Below are 17,851 nucleotides of genomic sequence, written 5' to 3'. Positions count from 1 at the left end.
GGTGACCCCATGAGCGTGTGGGACGACCTGGTGGGGCAGGAGCGGGTGAGCGAGCAGCTGAGCGCGGCCGCTCGGGACGCCGACGCGCTGGTGACCGCGGTCGCCGCGGCCACCCCGCTCCCGGAGTCGTCGAAGATGACGCACGCCTGGCTGTTCACGGGCCCGCCCGGCTCCGGACGCGCCACCGCCGCGCGCGCCTTCGCCGCCGCCCTGCAGTGCACGAGCCCGGACCGCGCGCTCGGTGGCGTCCCGGGCTGCGGCTTCTGCGACGGCTGCCACACCAGCCTCATCGGCACCCACGCCGACGTGGAAGTGGTGCGCACGGACATGCTGTCCATCGGTGTGAAGGAGACCCGCGACCTCGTCCGGCGGGCGCAGCTCTCGCCCGCGGTCGGCCGCTGGCAGGTCATCGTCATGGAGGACGCCGACCGCCTCACCGAGGGCGCGGGGAACGTCCTCCTCAAGGCCGTCGAGGAGCCCGCTCCCCGCACCGTCTGGATGCTCTGCGCGCCTTCCCTGGAGGACGTGCTGCCGACGATCCGCTCCCGCTGCCGGCTCCTGACCCTGCGTACGCCGCCGGTGGACGCGGTCGCCGACGTGCTCATCCGCAGGGACGGCATCGAGCCGGACGTGGCCGCCGTCGTGGCACGCGCCACGCAGGGGCACATCGGCCGCGCCCGGCGCCTCGCGACCGATCCACGCGCGCGTGAGCGCAGGGCCGCCGTCCTGAAGATGCCGCTGCGGGTCACGGAGATCGGCGGCTGCCTGAAGGCGGCGCAGGAGCTGATCGACACGGCGACCGAGGACGCGAAGCAGGTCGCCGACGAGGTCGACACCAAGGAGACCGACGAGCTGAAGGCGGCGCTCGGCGCGGCGCAGGGCGGTCGGATGCCGCGCGGTACGGCCGGGGTCATGAAGGAACTCGAGGACCGGCAGAAGCGCCGCAAGACGCGTACGCAGCGCGACAGCCTCGACCTCGCGCTCATCGACCTGACCGGGCTCTACAGGGACGTGCTCGCCCTGCAGCTGGGTTCACGGGTGGCGATCGCCAATACCGAGGTGCAGGACATGTTGCAGCGCATGGCCCTGGGCACCTCCCCCGAGTCCACGCTGCGCCGCATCGAGGCGATCGGCGCCTGCCGCACCGCCCTGGACCGCAATGTGGCGCCGCTGCTTGCGGTCGAGGCGATGACGGTGGCGCTGCGGGCGGGCTGACCGGGCGACGGAGCGGGCGGCTGACCGGGCGACGGGGCGGGCGGCCCGCTGGGCAGGACACCCGGCAGGTCAGGCCGGGCAGGACACCAGGCAGGCCGCCGCGCAGGACACCAGACAGGCCACCGGGCAGGACACCAGACAGGCCACCGGGCAGGCCGCCGGGCCGGGCGATCCGACGGATTGACGAAGTCGCTCGTACGAGTGCGTTACGTGATGAGCCCTTCGCCGAGAGTTACTCTCGCGTGATGGACACCAGCCGTCGCGGCCGTCGCAGCCGTAACCTTTCGCTCCGCACGTACGGCTCGCCCCGCAGGTACGGCGCTCTGCTCGTGACCGCAGGCCTGCTCGTCTCCGGATGCGCTTCGCGGAGTTCGACGGCGGACACGTCCCTGGCGTCGCTGTCCCGCTCGGTGCCTGCGGAGCTCGCCCCGTACTACGGGCAGAAGCTGAGCTGGCACGAGTGCGGTGTCCCCGATTTCGAGTGCGCCTCCATGAAGGCGCCGCTCGACTACGCGAAGCCCGCGGCGGGCGACATCAAGCTGGCGGTCGCCCGCAAGCGGGCCACGAAGAAGAGCGGCCACCTCGGCTCGCTCCTGGTCAACCCCGGCGGCCCCGGCGGCTCGGCGATCGGCTACCTCCAGTCGTACGCGGGACTCGGCTACCCCGAGGAGGTCCGCGCCCACTACGACATGGTGGCCGTCGACCCGCGCGGCGTGGCCCGCAGCGAGCCCGTGACCTGCCTCGACGGCAAGCGCATGGACGCGTACACGCAGACCGACGTCACGCCCGACGACCCGCGCGAGACGGACGAACTGAGCACGGCGTTCAAGAGGTTCGCGGCCGGCTGCGAGGAGCGGTCGGCCAAGGTGCTGCCGCACGTTTCCACGGTCGAGGCGGCCCGTGACATGGACGTCCTGCGCGCGGCGCTCGGCGACAGGAAGCTGTCGTACGTCGGCGCCTCGTACGGGACGTTCCTCGGCGCGACATACGCCGAGCTCTATCCCAAACGGGTGGGCCGCCTGGTCCTGGACGGCGCGATGGACCCCCGGCTGCCCGCACGGCGAATGAACCAGGAACAGACCGCCGGGTTCGAGACGGCGTTCCGGTCGTTCGCGAAGGACTGCGTGAAGCGCGGGGCGGACTGCCCGCTGGGCGGCGGGAGCCCGCAGGACGCGGGCAAGCGTCTGAAGGCCTTCTTCGGCGCACTGGACCGGAGGCCGCTGGCCACGAGCAGCCGCGGCCGGAAGCTGGGCGAGGCGCTCGCCACGACGGGTGTGATCGCCGCCATGTACGACGAGGCGGGCTGGCCCCAGCTGCGCGACGCGCTCACCTCGGCGATGAAGGGCATGGACGGCTCGGGCCTGCTCGCGCTCTCCGACGGCTACTACGAGCGGGACGGCGACGGCTCGTACGCGAACCTCATGTTCGCCAACGCGGCCGTGAACTGCCTGGACCTGCCGCCCGCCTTCAGCTCACCGGACGACGCGAAGAAGGCGCTGCCTGCCTTCGAGAAGGCCTCCCCGGTCTTCGGCGAGGGCCTCGCCTGGTCCTCGCTGAACTGCACGTACTGGCCGGTGCGGGCCACGGGCCGCCCGCACCGCATCGAGGCGAAGGGTGCGGCCCCGATCGTGGTCGCGGGCACGACCCGCGACCCGGCGACCCCCTACCGCTGGGCCAAGGCCCTGGCCTCCCAGCTCTCCTCCGGCCACCTCCTCACATACGAGGGCGACGGCCACACGGCGTACGGGCGCGGCAGCGAGTGCGTCGACGCGACGATCAACGCCTACCTACTGAAGGGCACCGTCCCGAAGGACGGAAAGCGCTGCTCATAGGCGTGCCGAAGGGGTGTGCGGAGCACCCCCGAAAACTGTGTAGACTTGGCCGCGTTGCTGATCGCACGATGGTGCGGACGGCGTGCCGCCTTAGCTCAGATGGCCAGAGCAACGCACTCGTAATGCGTAGGTCTCGGGTTCGAATCCCGAAGGCGGCTCTGTGGAAGCCCCAGGACTCACTCGCCGTGACCTGGGGCTTTTGCTTTTGGGGGATGTGGCGTCGGTGGCGTGAGCGGGCCGTGCGGGTGCGGTTGTGGTGGGCTCTGGGTGGGGAGCAATCGGCCATGGTCGACACAGCTGAAGAGGTGGCCGCGCGGCACGGGCTGGTGCCGTTGCCGGTCGAGGGTGGACTGTTCCGGCGGACCTGGGCCGGGCCGCCGGGTGCCGATGGGCGTCCCGCGGGGTCGGCGATCGTCGCGCTGCTGACCGACGCACCCGGTGACTTCTCCGCTCTGCACCGGCTCCCCATCGACGAGGTCTGGCACTTCTACGAGGGTGACCCGCTGGAACTGCTCCTCCTCGCACCCGACGGCACGGACCGGATCGCCGTACTGGGCGGTGCCGAGGGGCAGGTGCAGTTGGTGGTTCCGGCGGGGACGTGGATGGGGGCGCGGGTTCGGGGCGGTGGGCGGTGCGGGTGGGCGCTCTTCGGGACCACCATGGCGCCCGGCTTCCTCGACGAGGACTACGAGGGTGGGGACGCCGAGGAGCTGAGCGTGCGGTATCCGGGGCGGGAGGGGCTCATTCGGGAGCTGTGCCGGGTCGGGGCGCCGTTGCGGATGGGGAGTGGGATGGGGAGTGGGACGGGGAGTGGGGTGGGGCAGGGGGTGAGTGGTGGTGAGGGGGCGCGTGATGGTGTGGTGTCGGGGCTTTCCGGGCGGGTTGCTCTGGTCACCGGTGCCAGTGGTGTCATCGGTGCCGGGGTCGCCCGGCGGTTCGCGCAGGCGGGGGCCGCGGTCGTGGTGCACTACCGGCGCGCCGGGCAGCGGGCCGAAGCGCTGGTCGGGGAGATCGTCGCGGCGGGCGGTGACGCCATCGCCGTACCGGCGGAGCTGGCGGTCGAGGACGAGTGCCATCGCCTCGTCGAGAGGGCGTACGCGTGGCGCGGGCGCCTGGACTCGCTGGTCAACGCCGCCGGGATCCAGCCTGTGCAGGAACTCGCCGGTATGAGCGGGGCGGACTGGCGGCAGGTCTCGGAGGCCAACGTGACGAGTGCGTTCTGCTGCACGCAGGCCGCCGCCGAGTTCATGGCCGGCCAGGACGGCGGCGGTACGGTCACCCATATCGCGTCCATCGAAGGGTCCAGCCCCGCGCCCGGCCACGCGCACTACAGCGCGTCCAAGGCCGCCCTGATCATGTTCGCCCGTTCGGCGGCCCTGGAGTACGGGCCGCGCGGCATCCGCGTCAACAGCGTATCGCCGGGTCTGATCGAGCGGCCGGGGCTTGCCGAAGAGTGGCCCGACGGGGTGGCGCGGTGGGGCCGGGCGGCACCGCTCGGGAGGCTCGGGCGGCCCGAGGACGTCGGCAACGCGTGCGTGTTCCTCGCTTCGGATGCGGCTTCCTGGATCACGGGTACGGATCTGGTGGTGGATGGCGGGGTGGGGGCGCGGCCCACTTGGTAGTGGGGGAGGTCGTAGGCCGGTCAGTGGTCCAGGTAGGCCAGGACCGCCAGCACGCGGCGGTTGTCGGTGTCCGACGGGGGCAGGCCGAGCTTGGGGAAGATGTTGCCGATGTGCTTGGCGACGGCCTTCTCCGAGATGAACAGGGCCTCCGCGATGCCCGCGTTGGAGCGCCCCTGCGCCAGGCACCCCAGGACCTCGCGTTCGCGCGTGGTGAGCGTAGCCATGCCGGTGTCGCGGTCCTTGCGGACCAGCAGTTGCGAGACCACCTCGGGGTCCATGGCGGTGCCGCCCGCGGCGACGCGCTCGATCGTCGAGATGAACGCGGCACCGTTCGATACCCGGTCCTTCAGGACGTAGCCGACCCCCTCGGAACCGGTCGCCAGCAACTCGTGCGCGTACAGCGGCTCCACGTACTGGGAGAGCAACAGGACCGGCAGCCCGGGCACGCGGCCGCGCGCCGTCACGGCGGCGCGCAGGCCCTCGTCGCTGAAGCCCGGGGGGAGCCGGACGTCGACGATCGCGACGTCCGGCCGCAGTTCCGTGAGTGCGTCAAGGAGTTCGGGGCCGTTGTCGACGGCCGCGGCCACTTCGTGCCCGAAGGCGGTGAGGAGTCTGCTGAGACCGTCCCTCAGCAGGAAGTGGTCTTCGGCGAGGACAACGCGCACGGCACCTCCACCGTCACCATGGTCGGGCCGCCGGGCGGGCTGCTCACGGCGAGTATGCCGTCGAAGGTGGCCAGGCGTTGTTCGATGCCGCGCAGGCCCGAGCCGCGGGACGGGTCGGCTCCGCCGTGGCCGTCGTCGGTGATGGTGATGCGGAGGGAGCCGGAGCCCTTGGATGTGGATGTGGCTTCGGATGTGGTTTCGGATGCGGACTCGGATTTGGGCCCGGGTCCGGGTCCGGAGGCGTGGGCGGTTGCGGCTGCCGCTCCGGTAGCTGCTTCGGATCCGTCCGTGGTCGTGCGTGTGACGTCGGTGGGGGAATCGCCTTCGTGGCGGATGTCGATCCGGACGCGTTCCGCCCCGGCGTGCTTGGCGGCGTTCGCCATGATCTCCGAGACCGCGAAGTACACGGCCGACTCCACCGGCGGCTCGGGGCGCGCGGGCAGGTCGGCCACCACCTCGGTCCTGAGCGGGCTGATCAGCGCCAACGAGCGGATGGCGTCCGCGAGCCCGCGGTCCGCGAGTACCGGCGGGTGGATGCCGCGGACCAGGTCGCGCAGCTCCTGCAGCGCCTTGGTGGAGTTCTCGCGGGCCTCCACGAGCAGGGCGCGTACCGCGTCGGGGTTGGACTCCAGGAGGTGTTCGGCCGCGTCGAGTGTCATGCCCATCGCCACCAGGCGGACCTGCGCGCCGTCGTGCAGGTCGCGTTCGATGCGGCGGATCTCGGCCATCTGTGTGTCGACGGCGGCGGTACGGGTGGTCGTGAGGTGGTCGATGCGGTGCGCCATCTCGGCCAGCTCCGCGCGCAGTTCACCTTCGCTGGGGGCGAGCATCGCGCGGAGGTAGCACTCGTGCAACCGGACGGCGCGGGGCGCTGCCCAGTGGAACGCGAGCGGGAGCTGCAGGGCGCCGAGCACGCCGGCGAGGGCGGCCGTGGGCCAGTTCTGGACCGGTACGAAGAGGTACCAGATGCTGTCCCACTCATGGGACAACCGCGTGCCGAACACCGCTGTGGCCAGCCCCCATACGCCGCTGATGAGCAGGGCGAGCGGGCCGAAGGCGATCGTGCCGCCGAGGTACGGATCGAGGCCCGCCCATCGCCAGTCACGCCATACCTGGCCCTCCTTGCCCGCCAACTGGGCGCGCAGGGCGAGGCCTTGTGAGCGGTCGGGGCGTTGGTCGTAGGGCGCGGGGAAGTCCTTGCCCGACCACTCCTCGGCCAGTGCGCGCTGGCGGTCCGCGAGTCTTCGGACGTGACGCATCGGGGCCGGAAGCAGCTTGGCGTTCGGGCCGCCCGCGAAGAAGACGTGGGCTTGGACCATCCAGAGGGAGAGCCAGAACGCGCGGAGGGAGAGGGCCCAGAGGAGGAGGGAACGTTTGAACGCGGTGGTGGTGTCGTTCCCCGTGGGTCCTCGGTGTGTGGTCATGGACTTCCCCCTCGCGCGTCTGAACTGCGGGTTCATGCCGTTTCACGCTGTCCGCGAGCTCATTATCGGGTGCGGGGCGGGGAGAAGTCGGTGGTGAAAACTCCCCTCTTCGGGGGCTCTCTTCGGGGGCTGATCGATGCTTCGAGGTGTGGCTGCTTCAGGAGATGCGGGACAGCCAGGTGCGGAGCGCGGAGTTGAACTCGTCGGGGCGTTCCAGGTTCGGCATGTGGGCCGCCGCCTCCACGATGTGCAGCGCCGAGTCGGGGAGCGCGGCGTGCATGGCCTCGGCGTCGGAGACGGGGGTGTACGTGTCGTCGCGGCCGACGATCACGAGGGACGGGACGTCGACGCGGGTCAAGAGGGCGCGGTAGTCCGGGCGTTCGGCGCGCCCTCGCAGGGCGGCGGCCGCTCCCTCGGGCGGGGCGGACAGCATCATGCGGTGGACGGTCGCGGACGCCTCCGTGTTGTACGGGGCCACCATCTTGTCCCGTACGTCATCCGCGTATCCCCGCATGCCTTCGGCGAGAAGGCGGTCGGCGAGGGCGTTCCGGGCGGCCTTGCCGGACGGTGTCTCGGGGGCGGGGAACGTGTCGGCGAGGAGGAGGCCCGTGATGCGCTCCGGGAACAGGCGGTAGCACTCCATCACGATCTGGCCGCCCATGGAGAGGCCGCCGAGCGCGAACTTCTCGACGCCGAGGTGGTCCAGGAGAGTGGCGACGTCCTCGGCGAAGGTGGCGAAGTCGGTGGTGCCGGGGACGACGGTGGACTCGCCGTAGCCGCGGAGGTCGGGGGTGATGACGCGGTGGGTCGTGGCGAGGGCGGTGCGTTGGGGGGACCACATGGAGCGGTCGAAGGGGTGGCCGTGGAGGAGGACGAGGGGAGTGGTGGGGGTGGGGGTCCCGGTGGCGTCGGTCTTGCCCTCGCCGTCGCCCTTGCCCTCGCCCCCGCCTATCGTTCCGTCTTCGCTCCTGCGTACGTCGTCGTAGCCGATGGTGATGCCGTTGAGCTGCGCGGTAGCCATGTGGGGAGGCTAGGCGTGGTCAAGTAGGCGGTGCAATAAGGTCTTTGCTCTCGGTGCAATGTTCGCGGGGCGGGGGCGGGGGCGGTACGGGGGTGGGTGTGCGGAGGGTTCGGGTGAGGGGCGTCGCTCCGCGACCAGGGAGACGGTCGGCGGGGCCGTGGAAGGTGAGGGGAATCATGGCTCGGCGGGACGAGTTTCGGCGCGTTGCGGATGATGTCGCCCGGCAGATCGAGGCCGGGGTGCTGCGGGCCGGGGACCAACTGCCTCCGCAGCGGGTCTTCGCCCGGCACAGGCGGATCGCCAACTCCACGGCCATCCGCGTGTACGGGGAGCTTGCGCGGCGGGGGCTGGTCGTGGGCGAGGTGGGGCGCGGGACGTTCGTACGGGCTGCCGCGCCGCATGTCGGCGGTGCTGTGGCTCTGACGGAGGGGGGCGCGGGGGCGGGAGTTGGGGAGGTGGGGCTGTCGGGGCTGTCGGGGCTGTCGGGGCTGTCGGGGCCGGCAAGGCCGCCGGGTCTGTCGGGTCTGTCGGGGCTCATCTCACTCGCCCCTCCCACCCACACCCCCACAACACCCCCCGTCAACCTCGAGCTCAACTACCCGATTGTCGAAGGGCAGTCGGAGGCCATGAGCCGAGGCCTCACGCCGCTGCTGCGCGCCGACGTGTTGAGGGAGGCGACCCGAGTCGTCGCTCCCGATGGAACCGCGGAGGCGCGGGATGCCGCCGTGTCCGTGCTGGCGCGCAGTGGCTGGCGGCCGGAAGCGGAGCGGGTGTTGTTCGCGGGGAACAGTCGGCAGGCCATCGCTGCCGCGCTCTCCTCGTTGGCGCGCCCCGGGGGCCGTATTGGGGTCGAGGAAGTGACATATCCGCTGGTGAAAGCCATCGCGGGGCAGCTCGGTGTGGAGCTCGTGCCGGTTGCCGTGGACGAGCAGGGCATGGTGCCGGGCGCGCTCGCCGACGCGCACCGGAAGGCCTCCCTCAGCGGCGTCTACGTACAGCCGACCCTGCAGAATCCGTTGTCCGTGACCGCGGGGGAGGAGCGGCGGCAGGAGCTGGCCGACGTCATCGAGAGGTCGGGCGTGCTCGTCGTCGAGGACGGCACCTGGGGGTTCCTTGCCCCGGACGCGCCCGCTCCGCTTGTCGCCCGGCTGCCCGAGCGCGTCATCTTCGTCGACAGCCTCTCCAAACGGCTCGCGCCCGGCCTCACCGTCGGCATGCTCGTCGCCCCGGCCGCTCACCTGGACGCCCTCGCGCGCTCCCTGCGGTCCGGGGCGTGGACGGCGGGGGCGTTCAACCTCGCGGCGGCCGTGCGGTGGGTCGCCGACGGGACCGTGGAGAGGCTGGTCGCGGCCAAGCGCGCCGACGCGGCCGTGCGGCACCGCATCGTGCGGGAGCGGCTGATCGACGCGGGGGTCAAGGGGCGGTTCCGTACCGATATCCGCGCCTATTACTGCTGGTGGGAGCTGCCCGCGCCGTGGCGTGCCGAGACCTTCGTCGCGGCGGCGGCGGACCGTGGCATCGGCGTCACGCCGGGCTCGGCCTTCGTCGCGGGCTCCCACTCGGTGCCGGACGCGGTGCGGGTCGGGCTCGCGTCGCCGCCGCTGGATGTCCTCGCGGAGGCGTTGGGGGTGCTCGGGGATGTGGGCGGGCGGGGGCGGAGGACCCGTACGTCTTGAGGCGGACCCCGAGTCCGACCTCCGTCGCGCCGCAGAGGCTGTATTTCGTTCTGCGGCCGTACGGAAACCGGTGTCCGGGGCCGAAGACTGGTCTCATGCCCCTGAACAAGAAGAAGGCCGGTGTCCTCGTCCTCACCATGGCCGGGTGCCTGGTGGCCGCCGGTACCGTCGCCGTCGCGGCGCCCGCGCTCAAGGACAGCGCGCTGATGCCGGACGTCGTCAGTGAGCACGTCTTCAAGGAGAAGACGAAGTCCTTCGCGACGGCGGCGGACGCGCCCACCAAGGGTGACCTGGCGTTCGTACTGCCCCGATGGGTCCCCAAGGACGCCGAGAACATCAAGGTGAAGGTGAAGACGACCGGTGCCGCGAAGCTGATCCGCTACACGCTCGGCGACGCCGGCGCGGGCAGCGGCGACGGGGGCGTCCGTAGCGGTGGCGTGCCGGTCGACCGGGGCGTTGCCTGCGGGGTCGGCTCACCCCGGGTCGGTGCGCCGAAGCTCGACGCGTCATGGTGGCCCGACCGGACGCCGTCGCGGTCCCGTACGGAGTGCGGCGACTCCTACGCGTACCGGGTCGCGGTCCACGGAAACACCGTCTACGCGTGGACCAACGGGGACCTGTCCCCGGAGGCTGCGGGCCGGGCCCTTAAGGGGCAGCCGGGCTCCTAGGGGTCAGCCGACGCCACAGGCAGCGTCACACGGCACATGGATGGCAGGCCGTACGACTCGAACCCGCCGGGTGCTGACGCCAAGGGGCACTACGCCGTCACCATTGAGAACCCGACCGACGGCTGCCACGACATCCCGAAGGAGGCCCTTTTCTTCGTCGAATCGGATGGGACCCAGATCCTGAGGCAACAACTAGTGGTCCACTTCGACAACGACACGGACAAGGTGATCAGCTTCTCAGGGGTCCCGTGCGACTCCCCAGTAAGGCCTATCCCCACAGACGGCGTCAGGCCCGTTGGGCCGCTCACTTACGGATACCCGGTGAGGGCGCTCTCCTTCGTCGTCGACAGCCCTCTGTGGCGTAACGCCTGACCGCTGATCACCTGCACAACCACAGCTAGGGCCTGTTGCGAAAGTGGATCTTGATCGTTGATGATCGCCTGCTGTGGGGCGTGGGGATCTGACGAACGGCCAGTGGGCCCGGCTTGGGCCGCTGCTGCCGCGGGGCATCAAGCCGGGCCGGCCGCAGGTGTGGACACGGCGGCAGCTGATAGACGGCATACGGTGGCGGACACGGACCGGCGCCCCGTGGCGCGATGTGCCTGACCGGTACGGCCCGTGGGACCGGGTCTATGACCTGTTCCGGCGCTGGCAGCGGGACGGCGCCTGGGCTCGGATAGTCGCCCAGCTCCAGGCTCAGGCCGACGCGAAGGGCCTGATCACCTGGGACGTGAACGTCGACTCCACCGTCTGCCGCGCTCACCAGCACGCCGCCGGAGCGGCGAAGAGGGGGATCTTCAAAAGGAGCCGCCCGGCGGTCTCGTCGCAGAGCCGGCTGACCACGGTCTCGGACGCTCCCGAGGCGGGCTGACCACCAGGATCCACCTCGCCGTTGAGCAGGGGCAGAAGCCTCTGTCGGTGGTGATCACCGCCGGGCAGCGCGGAGATTCCCCGCAGTTCGAGCCCGTGCTTGAGGCGATCCGGGTGCCGCGTCTGGGAGTGGGGCGGCCCCGCAAGCGGCCGGACCGAGTGCGGGCCGACAAGGCATACGACTCCAGGAAGAACCGCTCCTATCTGCGCAAACGCGGTATCAAGGCAACGATCCCGGTGCCTGCGGACCGGGTCCGCAACCGCAGCAAGCTCGGCTCCCGCGGTGGTCGGCCGCCGAAGTTCGACAAGACCGACTACCGCGAGCGACACGCAGTCGAGTGCGGAATCAATCGACTCAAGCGCCACAGGGCAGTCGCCACGCGATACGACAAGCTCGCCGTCCGTTACGAGGCAACCGTGCTGGTCGCAGTCCTCAACGAGTGGCTGTGACCAACCTCTTCAGCCTGCTCAAGTATGCGGAGCGCATCGGCAGCCGCTGGTGACAGCATGGTGTCGTCCTGCAAGTCGGCCAGAGGAATCCACGCCACCGCGTCGGTGGAGCCGTCGATCTCGGTCACCGCCAGCGCCCCGCCCTTGAGGACAACGACGTAGAACAACGCCGTGAGGCTCCAGCTCACCCCATTCCGCCGGACCGCGTAAGTCCGCGCGTCGAGCAGACGAGCATCAGCGAGTTCAAGCCCTGTCTCCTCCCGGAGTTCACGGGACAAGGCCTCCACAGGCTGTTCGCCCGGGTCGATTCCGCCGCCTGGCATGTGCCACAGACCCGGTGTGAAGACTGGCGAGGCGTCCGACAGTCGGATCAGCAGCAGCCGACCGTCCTCCACCGCGATTGCGTACGCCGAAACACGGGTCTGTACGTGATCGTCCACGGTTCCCGCCCCTCCCTACACGAAAGCCGACAAGCGGGAACCCTAGCGTCACCAAGATCGACTTACGCAACAGGCCTAGGGGTCAGCACACCTAGGCGGGGGTGCCGGACAGGGTCCCAGGTACTTATGAGGATCCTGTCAGGCCTGCGTGCGAATCCCATTTGCCTCTCCTGCAACACGCGATGCATGCCTATCCTCAACGCCATGTGCGCTTTTGTCCTGGTCGCGGAGGACGACGAAAAACAGGCCGAGCTGGTCCGCCGCTATCTGGAGCGCGAGGGCCACGCCGTCGCCGTCGTCCACGACGGGTCAGCCGCCCTCGCCGCGATGCGGCACCGGTCGCCGGACCTGCTGATCCTCGACGTGATGATGCCCGGCACCGACGGCCTGGAGGTCACCAGGCTCCTGCGGGGCGGTGCTGGTCCCGCCGGGCTGACCCGCCTGCCGATCCTGATGCTGACCGCCCGTTCCACGGAGGACGACCTGCTCGCGGGCCTCGATCTGGGCGCCGACGACTACCTCACCAAGCCGTACAGCCCTCGCGAGCTGATGGCCCGGGTGCGGACGTTGCTGCGGCGTGCGAGCGGCATCCACCCGCCGCTGTCCGGCACCGACCGGCGGATCCTGCGCGTCGCCGGTCTCGTCGTCGACCCGCTGCGGCACGAGGTGACGGTCGACGGGCGCTACGTCGACTGCACGCCCGGCGAGTTCGACCTGCTGAGCGCGCTCGCGGAGGAGCCGGACCGGGTCTTCACGCGGCCCCAGCTCCTCGACCGGATCCACGGCTCGTCCGGCTACATATCCGTGCGTACGGTCGACGTGCACATCCTCAACCTGCGCAAGAAGATCGAGACCGACCCGCGCCGCCCCGACCGGCTCGTGACGGTTTTCGGGGTGGGGTACAAGTTGGTCGGTAGCGGTAGCGGTAGCGGTAGCGGTAGCGGTAGCGGCAGTGCCAGCAGTACCGGTACCGGTACCGGTACCGGTGAACCCGCCGTGAGCGGTGCGGTCGCCAATGGGGCGGCGGCACGACGTGGCGCGTGACATTCCGCTCCGCAAGAGCCTCCTCGCACGCCTCCTCGCCGTATCCGTCCTCGTCTCCGTCGGCTCGATCGCCGCCACCGCCTGGCTCGCGGCGCAGACGACGTCCGGTGCGCTGCGGCAGGAGCAGGGCCAGGTCCTCGCCGACGACGCCCGCATCTACGACAAGCTCCTCGGCGTCGGCGCGAGCGCCCCGGAGTGGCGGGGAGCCGAAGAGGCCGTACGCGAACTGTCCCGGAGCACCGGTCGCCGGGTCGCCCTCACCACGCAGGACCGCAAGGTCATCGCGGACTCGGCAGCCCCGAGAGGGCAAGGCGCTTCGGCGGACGGCCACGGCGAGGGCGGTTCGAAGAAGGACTCGAGGAACGCCCCCAAGACGGACCCCAAGACGGACCCCAAGGCGGACCCCAAGACGGACCCGGACAAGGGCTCAAAGGGCAGCCGTGAGGGGAGCTCGAAGAAGGGCCCGCACGAGGACGACTCCAGGCGTACCTCCCTCCCCCCGACCGCCTCCGCCGTCCTCGACCCGCTCGCCGTCGATTCCATGCTCTCCCCGGAACGTACGGGCGACGACACGAGCACCACCGACTCCGCCCAGTCCACCGACTCCACCGGTCGGGACACGGTCGCCCGGAACGGCACCGCCAAGGGCCACGCGGCCGACCGCATCGACCCGCGCGCGGTCGGCCCCTACCGCCTCACCAAGGTGGAACGCGTCCGGCTCAAGGAAGCCGCCGACAAGAGCGCGGCCTGCGTGACCGACATGGGCGGGAGCGCGCAGGTCGTCGTCGGCCCGGGTGGGCGCCCGACCATCCAGATCGCACACGACCCGGACGACTCCCTGCGGGCCCGCTGCCGTATGCCCCCGCTCGAAATGCCGACCGCGACCGAGCAGAAGGCCCTCAAGAAGCTCAACTCCCTCACCGACGCCTGTATGAAGCGGCACGGTCTCGACCCGGTCCCCGTCAGCCTCGACCTGACCGGGCGGTACGGCCCGAAGCCGGTCGGCGCCGCCGTCCCGACGTACCCGACCACCGAACCCGACCCGGCGTCCGGGGCGGTCCCCGTGGACCCCGGCCCCGCCGGTGCGGCCGACTTCGAAGCAGTCCCGCCCACCTCCGACGCCGCGGCCACGGCCGCCGCCACCGCCTCCTGCGTCGACACCGCGCGCCGCGAACAGCTCGGCCCCTACGTCTCCTCACCCGCGCTGCTCTTCATCACCAGCTCCGACGGCACGCGGAGCACGCCCGGCTTCAGCCTCTCCCGGGGCAACACCGCGCGTCTTGCCGGGCTCGCCGCGGCCGTCCTCGCCGTCACCGTCGCGGTCACCGCGCTCGCCGCGACCCGGCTCACCCGGCCGCTGCGCGCGCTCACCGCCGCGACCCGGCGCATGAAGGCGGACGAGACGAGCGAACCGGTTTCCGAGCGGGCCACCCGCTCGGCGGGCGAGATCAGCCAACTCGCCGCCGCCTTCAACGACATGGCCGCCCACCGCAAGGCCCTGGAGGAACAGCGCAAGGCGATGGTCAGCGACGTGGCGCACGAGCTGCGCACTCCGCTGTCCAACATCCGGGGCTGGCTGGAGGCAGCGGAGGACGGCGTCGTCGACACCGACCCCGAACTGGTCACCTCGCTCCTCGAAGAGGCACTGCTGCTCCAGCACATCGTCGACGACCTGCAGGACCTGGCGGCCGCCGACGCCGGCACGCTCCGGCTGCACCGCGAACCGGTGCGCGCCGCCGAGATCGCCGAGCAGGTGGCGGCCGCGCACCAGGCGCGCGCGGAGACGGCCGGGGTGCGGCTCAGGGCCACCGCGTTCGGCGACCCGTGGGTGCGGGCCGACCCGCTGCGGCTGCGCCAGGCGATCGGCAACCTCGTCTCCAACGCCGTCCGCCACACCCCCGAGGGCGGCAACGTCCGCATCAGCTGCCGCACCACGGACGACGCCGTACTCATCGAGGTCGCCGACACCGGTACGGGTATCGCGCCCGCCGACCTGCCGCACGTCTTCGACCGCTTCTGGCGCGCGGACAAGTCGCGGACCCGCGCGACGGGCGGCAGCGGGCTCGGCCTCTCGATCGTCCGGAAGCTGGTGGAGGCGCACGACGGCACGGTGACGGCGGAGAGCGTGCCGGGGAAGGGGTCGCTGTTCACCGTGCGGTTGCCGGTGGCGTGACGGGGGTGGTGTGACGGGGGTGATGAGTGGGCCCGGGGTGGTTTCGGGAGTGGTGCCGGGAGTGGCGCCGGGAGGCTTCGACGACGTGATCTCACCCTGGTGAGGGTGACTCCGGCTTCGTGGAGATGTGGCGAGGGGACTGCGGAGGCGTGGCGGCGTCGGCGTAGAGACGGCGTGGAGGAATCCGGCCGGGGTGCGGCGCCCGGCGGGGCCGGAATCCGCTATGGGCCGCGGGCGGCGCGGACGGCGGCAGTGCGAAAGCCCCGGTCGTTCACCTCCGCCGACCGGGGCTCTCTCTGCATCCGGACCCGGCCGCGGCGGCGACACTCCCCCGAGCTACGCGCTGTGCGCGAGTACCGGCGGGCCAGGTCCGATGTAGAGATCAGATCAGGGGTCGCCAACAGATCGCTAACATGTGGTTGGATGGCCGCGGCCTGGTCAGAACTCGTAGGGCAGAGGGGCCCTAACCAGGGGTGCAGCGGCCGACCCACCCTTTGATACCCGTCGTTGTCGGTCGTCGTTGGCCGTCTTTGGCCGCCCTCGGACGGCCCACACACGGCCCCGCATTCGTGCCCGCGTCAGTCGCAGGGGCAGCGCTCGACAGGGGTACGTGCGAACTATCTGCGAGCGACCCTGCCCTCACGAGTCATCACTCAGCAGATCGGCGACGCCCTGCTGTGACCAGTGCCCAGACGCGCCAGGGCAGGCCGACACGTATGAAGCCACCGCTTCCATATCCCATGCGCCGGCCGATAGGAGCCCCGACGCCAGGAAGCGCACGTAAGCCGGGGACGGGGGCACCCACTGGACATCGCCCAAGCCCCAAGGGGCCGTGAACGTCAGAACGGGCATGCGGTCGACTTGGCCAGCGCACACCAACGTTTCGTATCGACCGTCGCCCAGGACGTCACGCCCTTGTGTAAGCGCTCTGGTCAAGTCCAAGTCGGCACCCGGCTCCCGGTACATCTCCTGAGCGGCGATGTCGGCGAATTGCTCGACGGTCACCAGGTGGGCTCTGGCCAAGACGCGACCGCTCGCGCGGGGGTCGTAGAAGGCCCGCCCACCTCCCCACACGGGCGACACGGTCGCGAAGTACATCGCTCCGTTCAGTTCCACGGGGATGGATTGAGCGGGCATCGCGGGATTACGGCATCCCGGGTAGTCCTTTGCCGCGCCCGATGGACGCCCGCCGCGGATGTAGGCAGCAAGCCGATCCAGGTGCATGTTCGAGCCGTAGGACGTGTACCAGACTCGCTCAGGCGCCGCATCGTCCGGGAGCGTCGGGTCGATGCTTCGCAAGGCTTTCACGCTGGCTTTCTCCTGTGCGGCACGCTCACTCTGCCGAAACGTCGTACGTGATGACATGACGGTCTCCCGGGAGGATCGTGACCATGACTCGAAGGGGTTTGTCGTTCTCGTCGTAACCCGTGCGCATGTGCACGGCGACAGGTGTGGCCGAGGGGAGAGACAACTTCTCGATCTCAGCGCGTGTCGGCATTCGCACTGTGATCTCATCTCGGTAGCGAGCTTGAACAAGGCCGACGCTGGCGAGTACCCCGCCAGGTGCGGACACATCCTCCGGCAACATGAGGGGCGTACCGCGAACCAGTTCCTCGGGAAAATACGAGTCGGCCAGCGCGTACGGGTCTTGGTCCACGATGCGCACTCGCTCCCGAACCACAGTCAGAGCGCTCTCGGGGTCCAACTCCAGTCGTTCGGCGATCTCGGCAGACGGACGCCGGATGGAAACCCGGACTTCCTGCCGGGGCAGACGACCACTTTCGGCCACGATACTGGCCCATTGGTCGCCTTGTTCGTCTGACTTGTGGCGCTCTCGTGACTCCAGAACGGACCAGTCCCAGACGGCTGGAGTCAGGCGCCGCCGAACGAAGCTGCCCCGCCCCTGGCCAGCGATGATTAGCCCCTCTTCTGTGAGGCGACGCAGGGCCAGTCGCACCGTGTTGCGACTGGCTTCGTAGCGCTCAACCAGCTCGTACTCCGTCGGGAGCTGTCCACCCGCTTGCAGCTCGCCCCGCTCGATCTGTCCTCGCAGGTCATCAGCGATCCGGTGATACCGCGGGCGTTGCTCCTTCATGGCCTCTCCCTGCCAGTTGGCCGACTTGTTCCAACAACATACGCCGTTTGCCTTGACGGACCCAACGTCGTGGTGCAATCTCATGACATCAGGTTGTTGGTACAACACCACCAACACCGGTAAGTCAGTCTTTATTTCGAGCAGGGTTAGCGCGACTCGGAACCTTGCTTGACCTGCACGAATGCATGGGGCGGGGACGCTGCAATCCCGCTAAAGGCCAGAGGACAGGGCTTCGGCCCGACTGGCGAGGTGGCCCGGTGACCGCGAGCAACGGCCGGAGGGTGGGGACATCGGTCCCCCTTGCAGTGCGTATCCCCATGTTCAGCAGTTCGAAGGAGTGACGGTGAGTCGACGAAAGTGATGGGCGCGGCCGTGAAGACCGGCACGGCGGCGCCGCTCCACCCCCGGGCCTCCGAGCGCGATTGAGTGCTGCGGCCGGCCGGTCACCATCCACCGATTCGCGGCGGCTATCGCCGCGCCGGTTGCTCGCCCCGCCCGTACGACGGTTCTGCGGAGCACGTCGCACGGGCGGGGTTGAGAGGAGCCGGATCTTCCGACTTCAACGGCGCGCGGCCCCGGTGCTGGAACACCGGGGCCGCTGCTCATGCCGTTGCATCCGTGAGAGGACCTCGCCATGTTCGGCAAGAGCAAGCACA

General features: G+C 70.5%; 15 protein-coding genes, 1 tRNA gene and 1 pseudogene. 11 read left to right on the top strand and 6 right to left on the bottom strand.

Annotated features, from left to right (window positions below; translation table 11 throughout):
* Positions 1-9: 9 nt before the first annotated feature.
* From AC07DI_RS26695 to AC07DI_RS26675, 5 genes and pseudogenes are all read left to right on the top strand, one after another.
* The gene (locus AC07DI_RS26695; RefSeq protein WP_478906422.1) at positions 10-1,215 is read left to right on the top strand and encodes a DNA polymerase III subunit delta'; all 1,206 of its coding nucleotides are present in this window, start codon (positions 10-12) and stop codon (positions 1,213-1,215) included.
* Positions 1,216-1,460: 245 nt separating this feature from the next.
* Positions 1,461-3,047: an alpha/beta hydrolase gene (locus AC07DI_RS26690; protein WP_478906420.1), complete on the top strand. Its 1,587-nt coding sequence runs from the start codon at positions 1,461-1,463 to the stop codon at positions 3,045-3,047.
* A gap of 84 nt (positions 3,048-3,131) precedes the next feature.
* Positions 3,132-3,205, top strand: a tRNA-Thr gene (locus tag AC07DI_RS26685).
* A gap of 126 nt (positions 3,206-3,331) precedes the next feature.
* Positions 3,332-3,808: pseudogene (locus AC07DI_RS26680) on the top strand (cupin domain-containing protein); the annotation flags it as partial.
* A 99-nt stretch (positions 3,809-3,907) separates the two neighbouring features.
* A complete protein-coding gene (locus AC07DI_RS26675) occupies positions 3,908-4,669 on the top strand; it encodes an SDR family NAD(P)-dependent oxidoreductase (protein ID WP_478906646.1) in 762 nt (253 codons plus the stop codon).
* Between the two features lie 20 nt (positions 4,670-4,689).
* Here the strand turns inward: AC07DI_RS26675 and AC07DI_RS26670 are convergent, their stop codons facing one another.
* From AC07DI_RS26670 to AC07DI_RS26660, 3 genes are all read right to left on the bottom strand, one after another.
* A complete protein-coding gene (locus tag AC07DI_RS26670) occupies positions 4,690-5,334 on the bottom strand; it encodes a LuxR C-terminal-related transcriptional regulator (protein WP_384258333.1) in 645 nt (214 codons plus the stop codon).
* Positions 5,298-6,758 carry a sensor histidine kinase gene (locus AC07DI_RS26665; RefSeq protein WP_478906418.1) on the bottom strand — a complete coding sequence of 487 codons (1,461 nt, stop codon included), beginning with the start codon at positions 6,756-6,758 and terminating at the stop codon, positions 5,298-5,300. The genes AC07DI_RS26670 and AC07DI_RS26665 overlap by 37 nt, the downstream gene beginning before the upstream one ends.
* A gap of 157 nt (positions 6,759-6,915) precedes the next feature.
* Positions 6,916-7,779: an alpha/beta fold hydrolase gene (locus AC07DI_RS26660; protein ID WP_478906416.1), complete on the bottom strand. Its 864-nt coding sequence runs from the start codon at positions 7,777-7,779 to the stop codon at positions 6,916-6,918.
* A gap of 176 nt (positions 7,780-7,955) precedes the next feature.
* On the opposite strand from AC07DI_RS26660, the gene AC07DI_RS26655 reads away from it, so the two are divergent.
* The 4 genes from AC07DI_RS26655 (at position 7,956) to AC07DI_RS26640 (ending at position 11,443) form a co-directional block, all read left to right on the top strand.
* Positions 7,956-9,455 carry an aminotransferase-like domain-containing protein gene (locus AC07DI_RS26655; protein WP_478906414.1) on the top strand — a complete coding sequence of 500 codons (1,500 nt, stop codon included), beginning with the start codon at positions 7,956-7,958 and terminating at the stop codon, positions 9,453-9,455.
* Positions 9,456-9,550: 95 nt separating this feature from the next.
* On the top strand, positions 9,551-10,123 hold the full coding sequence (locus tag AC07DI_RS26650) for a hypothetical protein (protein WP_478906412.1): 573 nt from the start codon (positions 9,551-9,553) through the stop codon (positions 10,121-10,123).
* A gap of 36 nt (positions 10,124-10,159) precedes the next feature.
* Positions 10,160-10,495 carry a hypothetical protein gene (locus tag AC07DI_RS26645; protein ID WP_478906410.1) on the top strand — a complete coding sequence of 112 codons (336 nt, stop codon included), beginning with the start codon at positions 10,160-10,162 and terminating at the stop codon, positions 10,493-10,495.
* A 73-nt stretch (positions 10,496-10,568) separates the two neighbouring features.
* Positions 10,569-11,443 (top strand): IS5 family transposase gene (locus AC07DI_RS26640; protein ID WP_478906408.1). Its coding sequence is split into 2 segments (ribosomal slippage): positions 10,569-10,959 and positions 10,959-11,443, totalling 876 coding nucleotides; the frame shifts between segments, so codons are not numbered across the junction.
* Here the strand turns inward: AC07DI_RS26640 and AC07DI_RS26635 are convergent.
* A complete protein-coding gene (locus tag AC07DI_RS26635) occupies positions 11,398-11,883 on the bottom strand; it encodes an NUDIX hydrolase (RefSeq protein ID WP_478906406.1) in 486 nt (161 codons plus the stop codon). The two genes, AC07DI_RS26640 and AC07DI_RS26635, sit on opposite strands and share 46 nt — an antisense overlap.
* A 204-nt stretch (positions 11,884-12,087) precedes the next feature.
* Between AC07DI_RS26635 and AC07DI_RS26630 the strand changes: the two genes are divergently transcribed.
* Positions 12,088-12,927 (top strand): response regulator transcription factor, encoded by an 840-nt coding sequence (locus AC07DI_RS26630; RefSeq protein WP_478906404.1) that lies wholly within the window; start codon positions 12,088-12,090, stop codon positions 12,925-12,927.
* Complete coding sequence (locus AC07DI_RS26625) at positions 12,917-15,100, top strand: sensor histidine kinase (protein ID WP_478906402.1); 2,184 nt, start codon at positions 12,917-12,919, stop codon at positions 15,098-15,100. The genes AC07DI_RS26630 and AC07DI_RS26625 overlap by 11 nt, the downstream gene beginning before the upstream one ends.
* Positions 15,101-15,739: 639 nt before the next feature.
* On the opposite strand, the gene AC07DI_RS26620 is transcribed toward AC07DI_RS26625, so the two are convergent.
* Positions 15,740-16,408, bottom strand: coding sequence for a histone deacetylase (locus tag AC07DI_RS26620; protein ID WP_478906644.1), 669 nt, complete (start codon positions 16,406-16,408; stop codon positions 15,740-15,742).
* 25 nt (positions 16,409-16,433) lie between these two features.
* Positions 16,434-17,195 (bottom strand): GntR family transcriptional regulator, encoded by a 762-nt coding sequence (locus AC07DI_RS26615; RefSeq protein WP_478906401.1) that lies wholly within the window; start codon positions 17,193-17,195, stop codon positions 16,434-16,436.
* Positions 17,196-17,851 lie beyond the last annotated feature (656 nt).

This window comes from Streptomyces sp. NPDC044106 (assembly GCF_056433985.1).
Note: the sequence above shows the minus strand (reverse complement) of the source record. Positions and strands in the feature narration are given on the sequence as shown.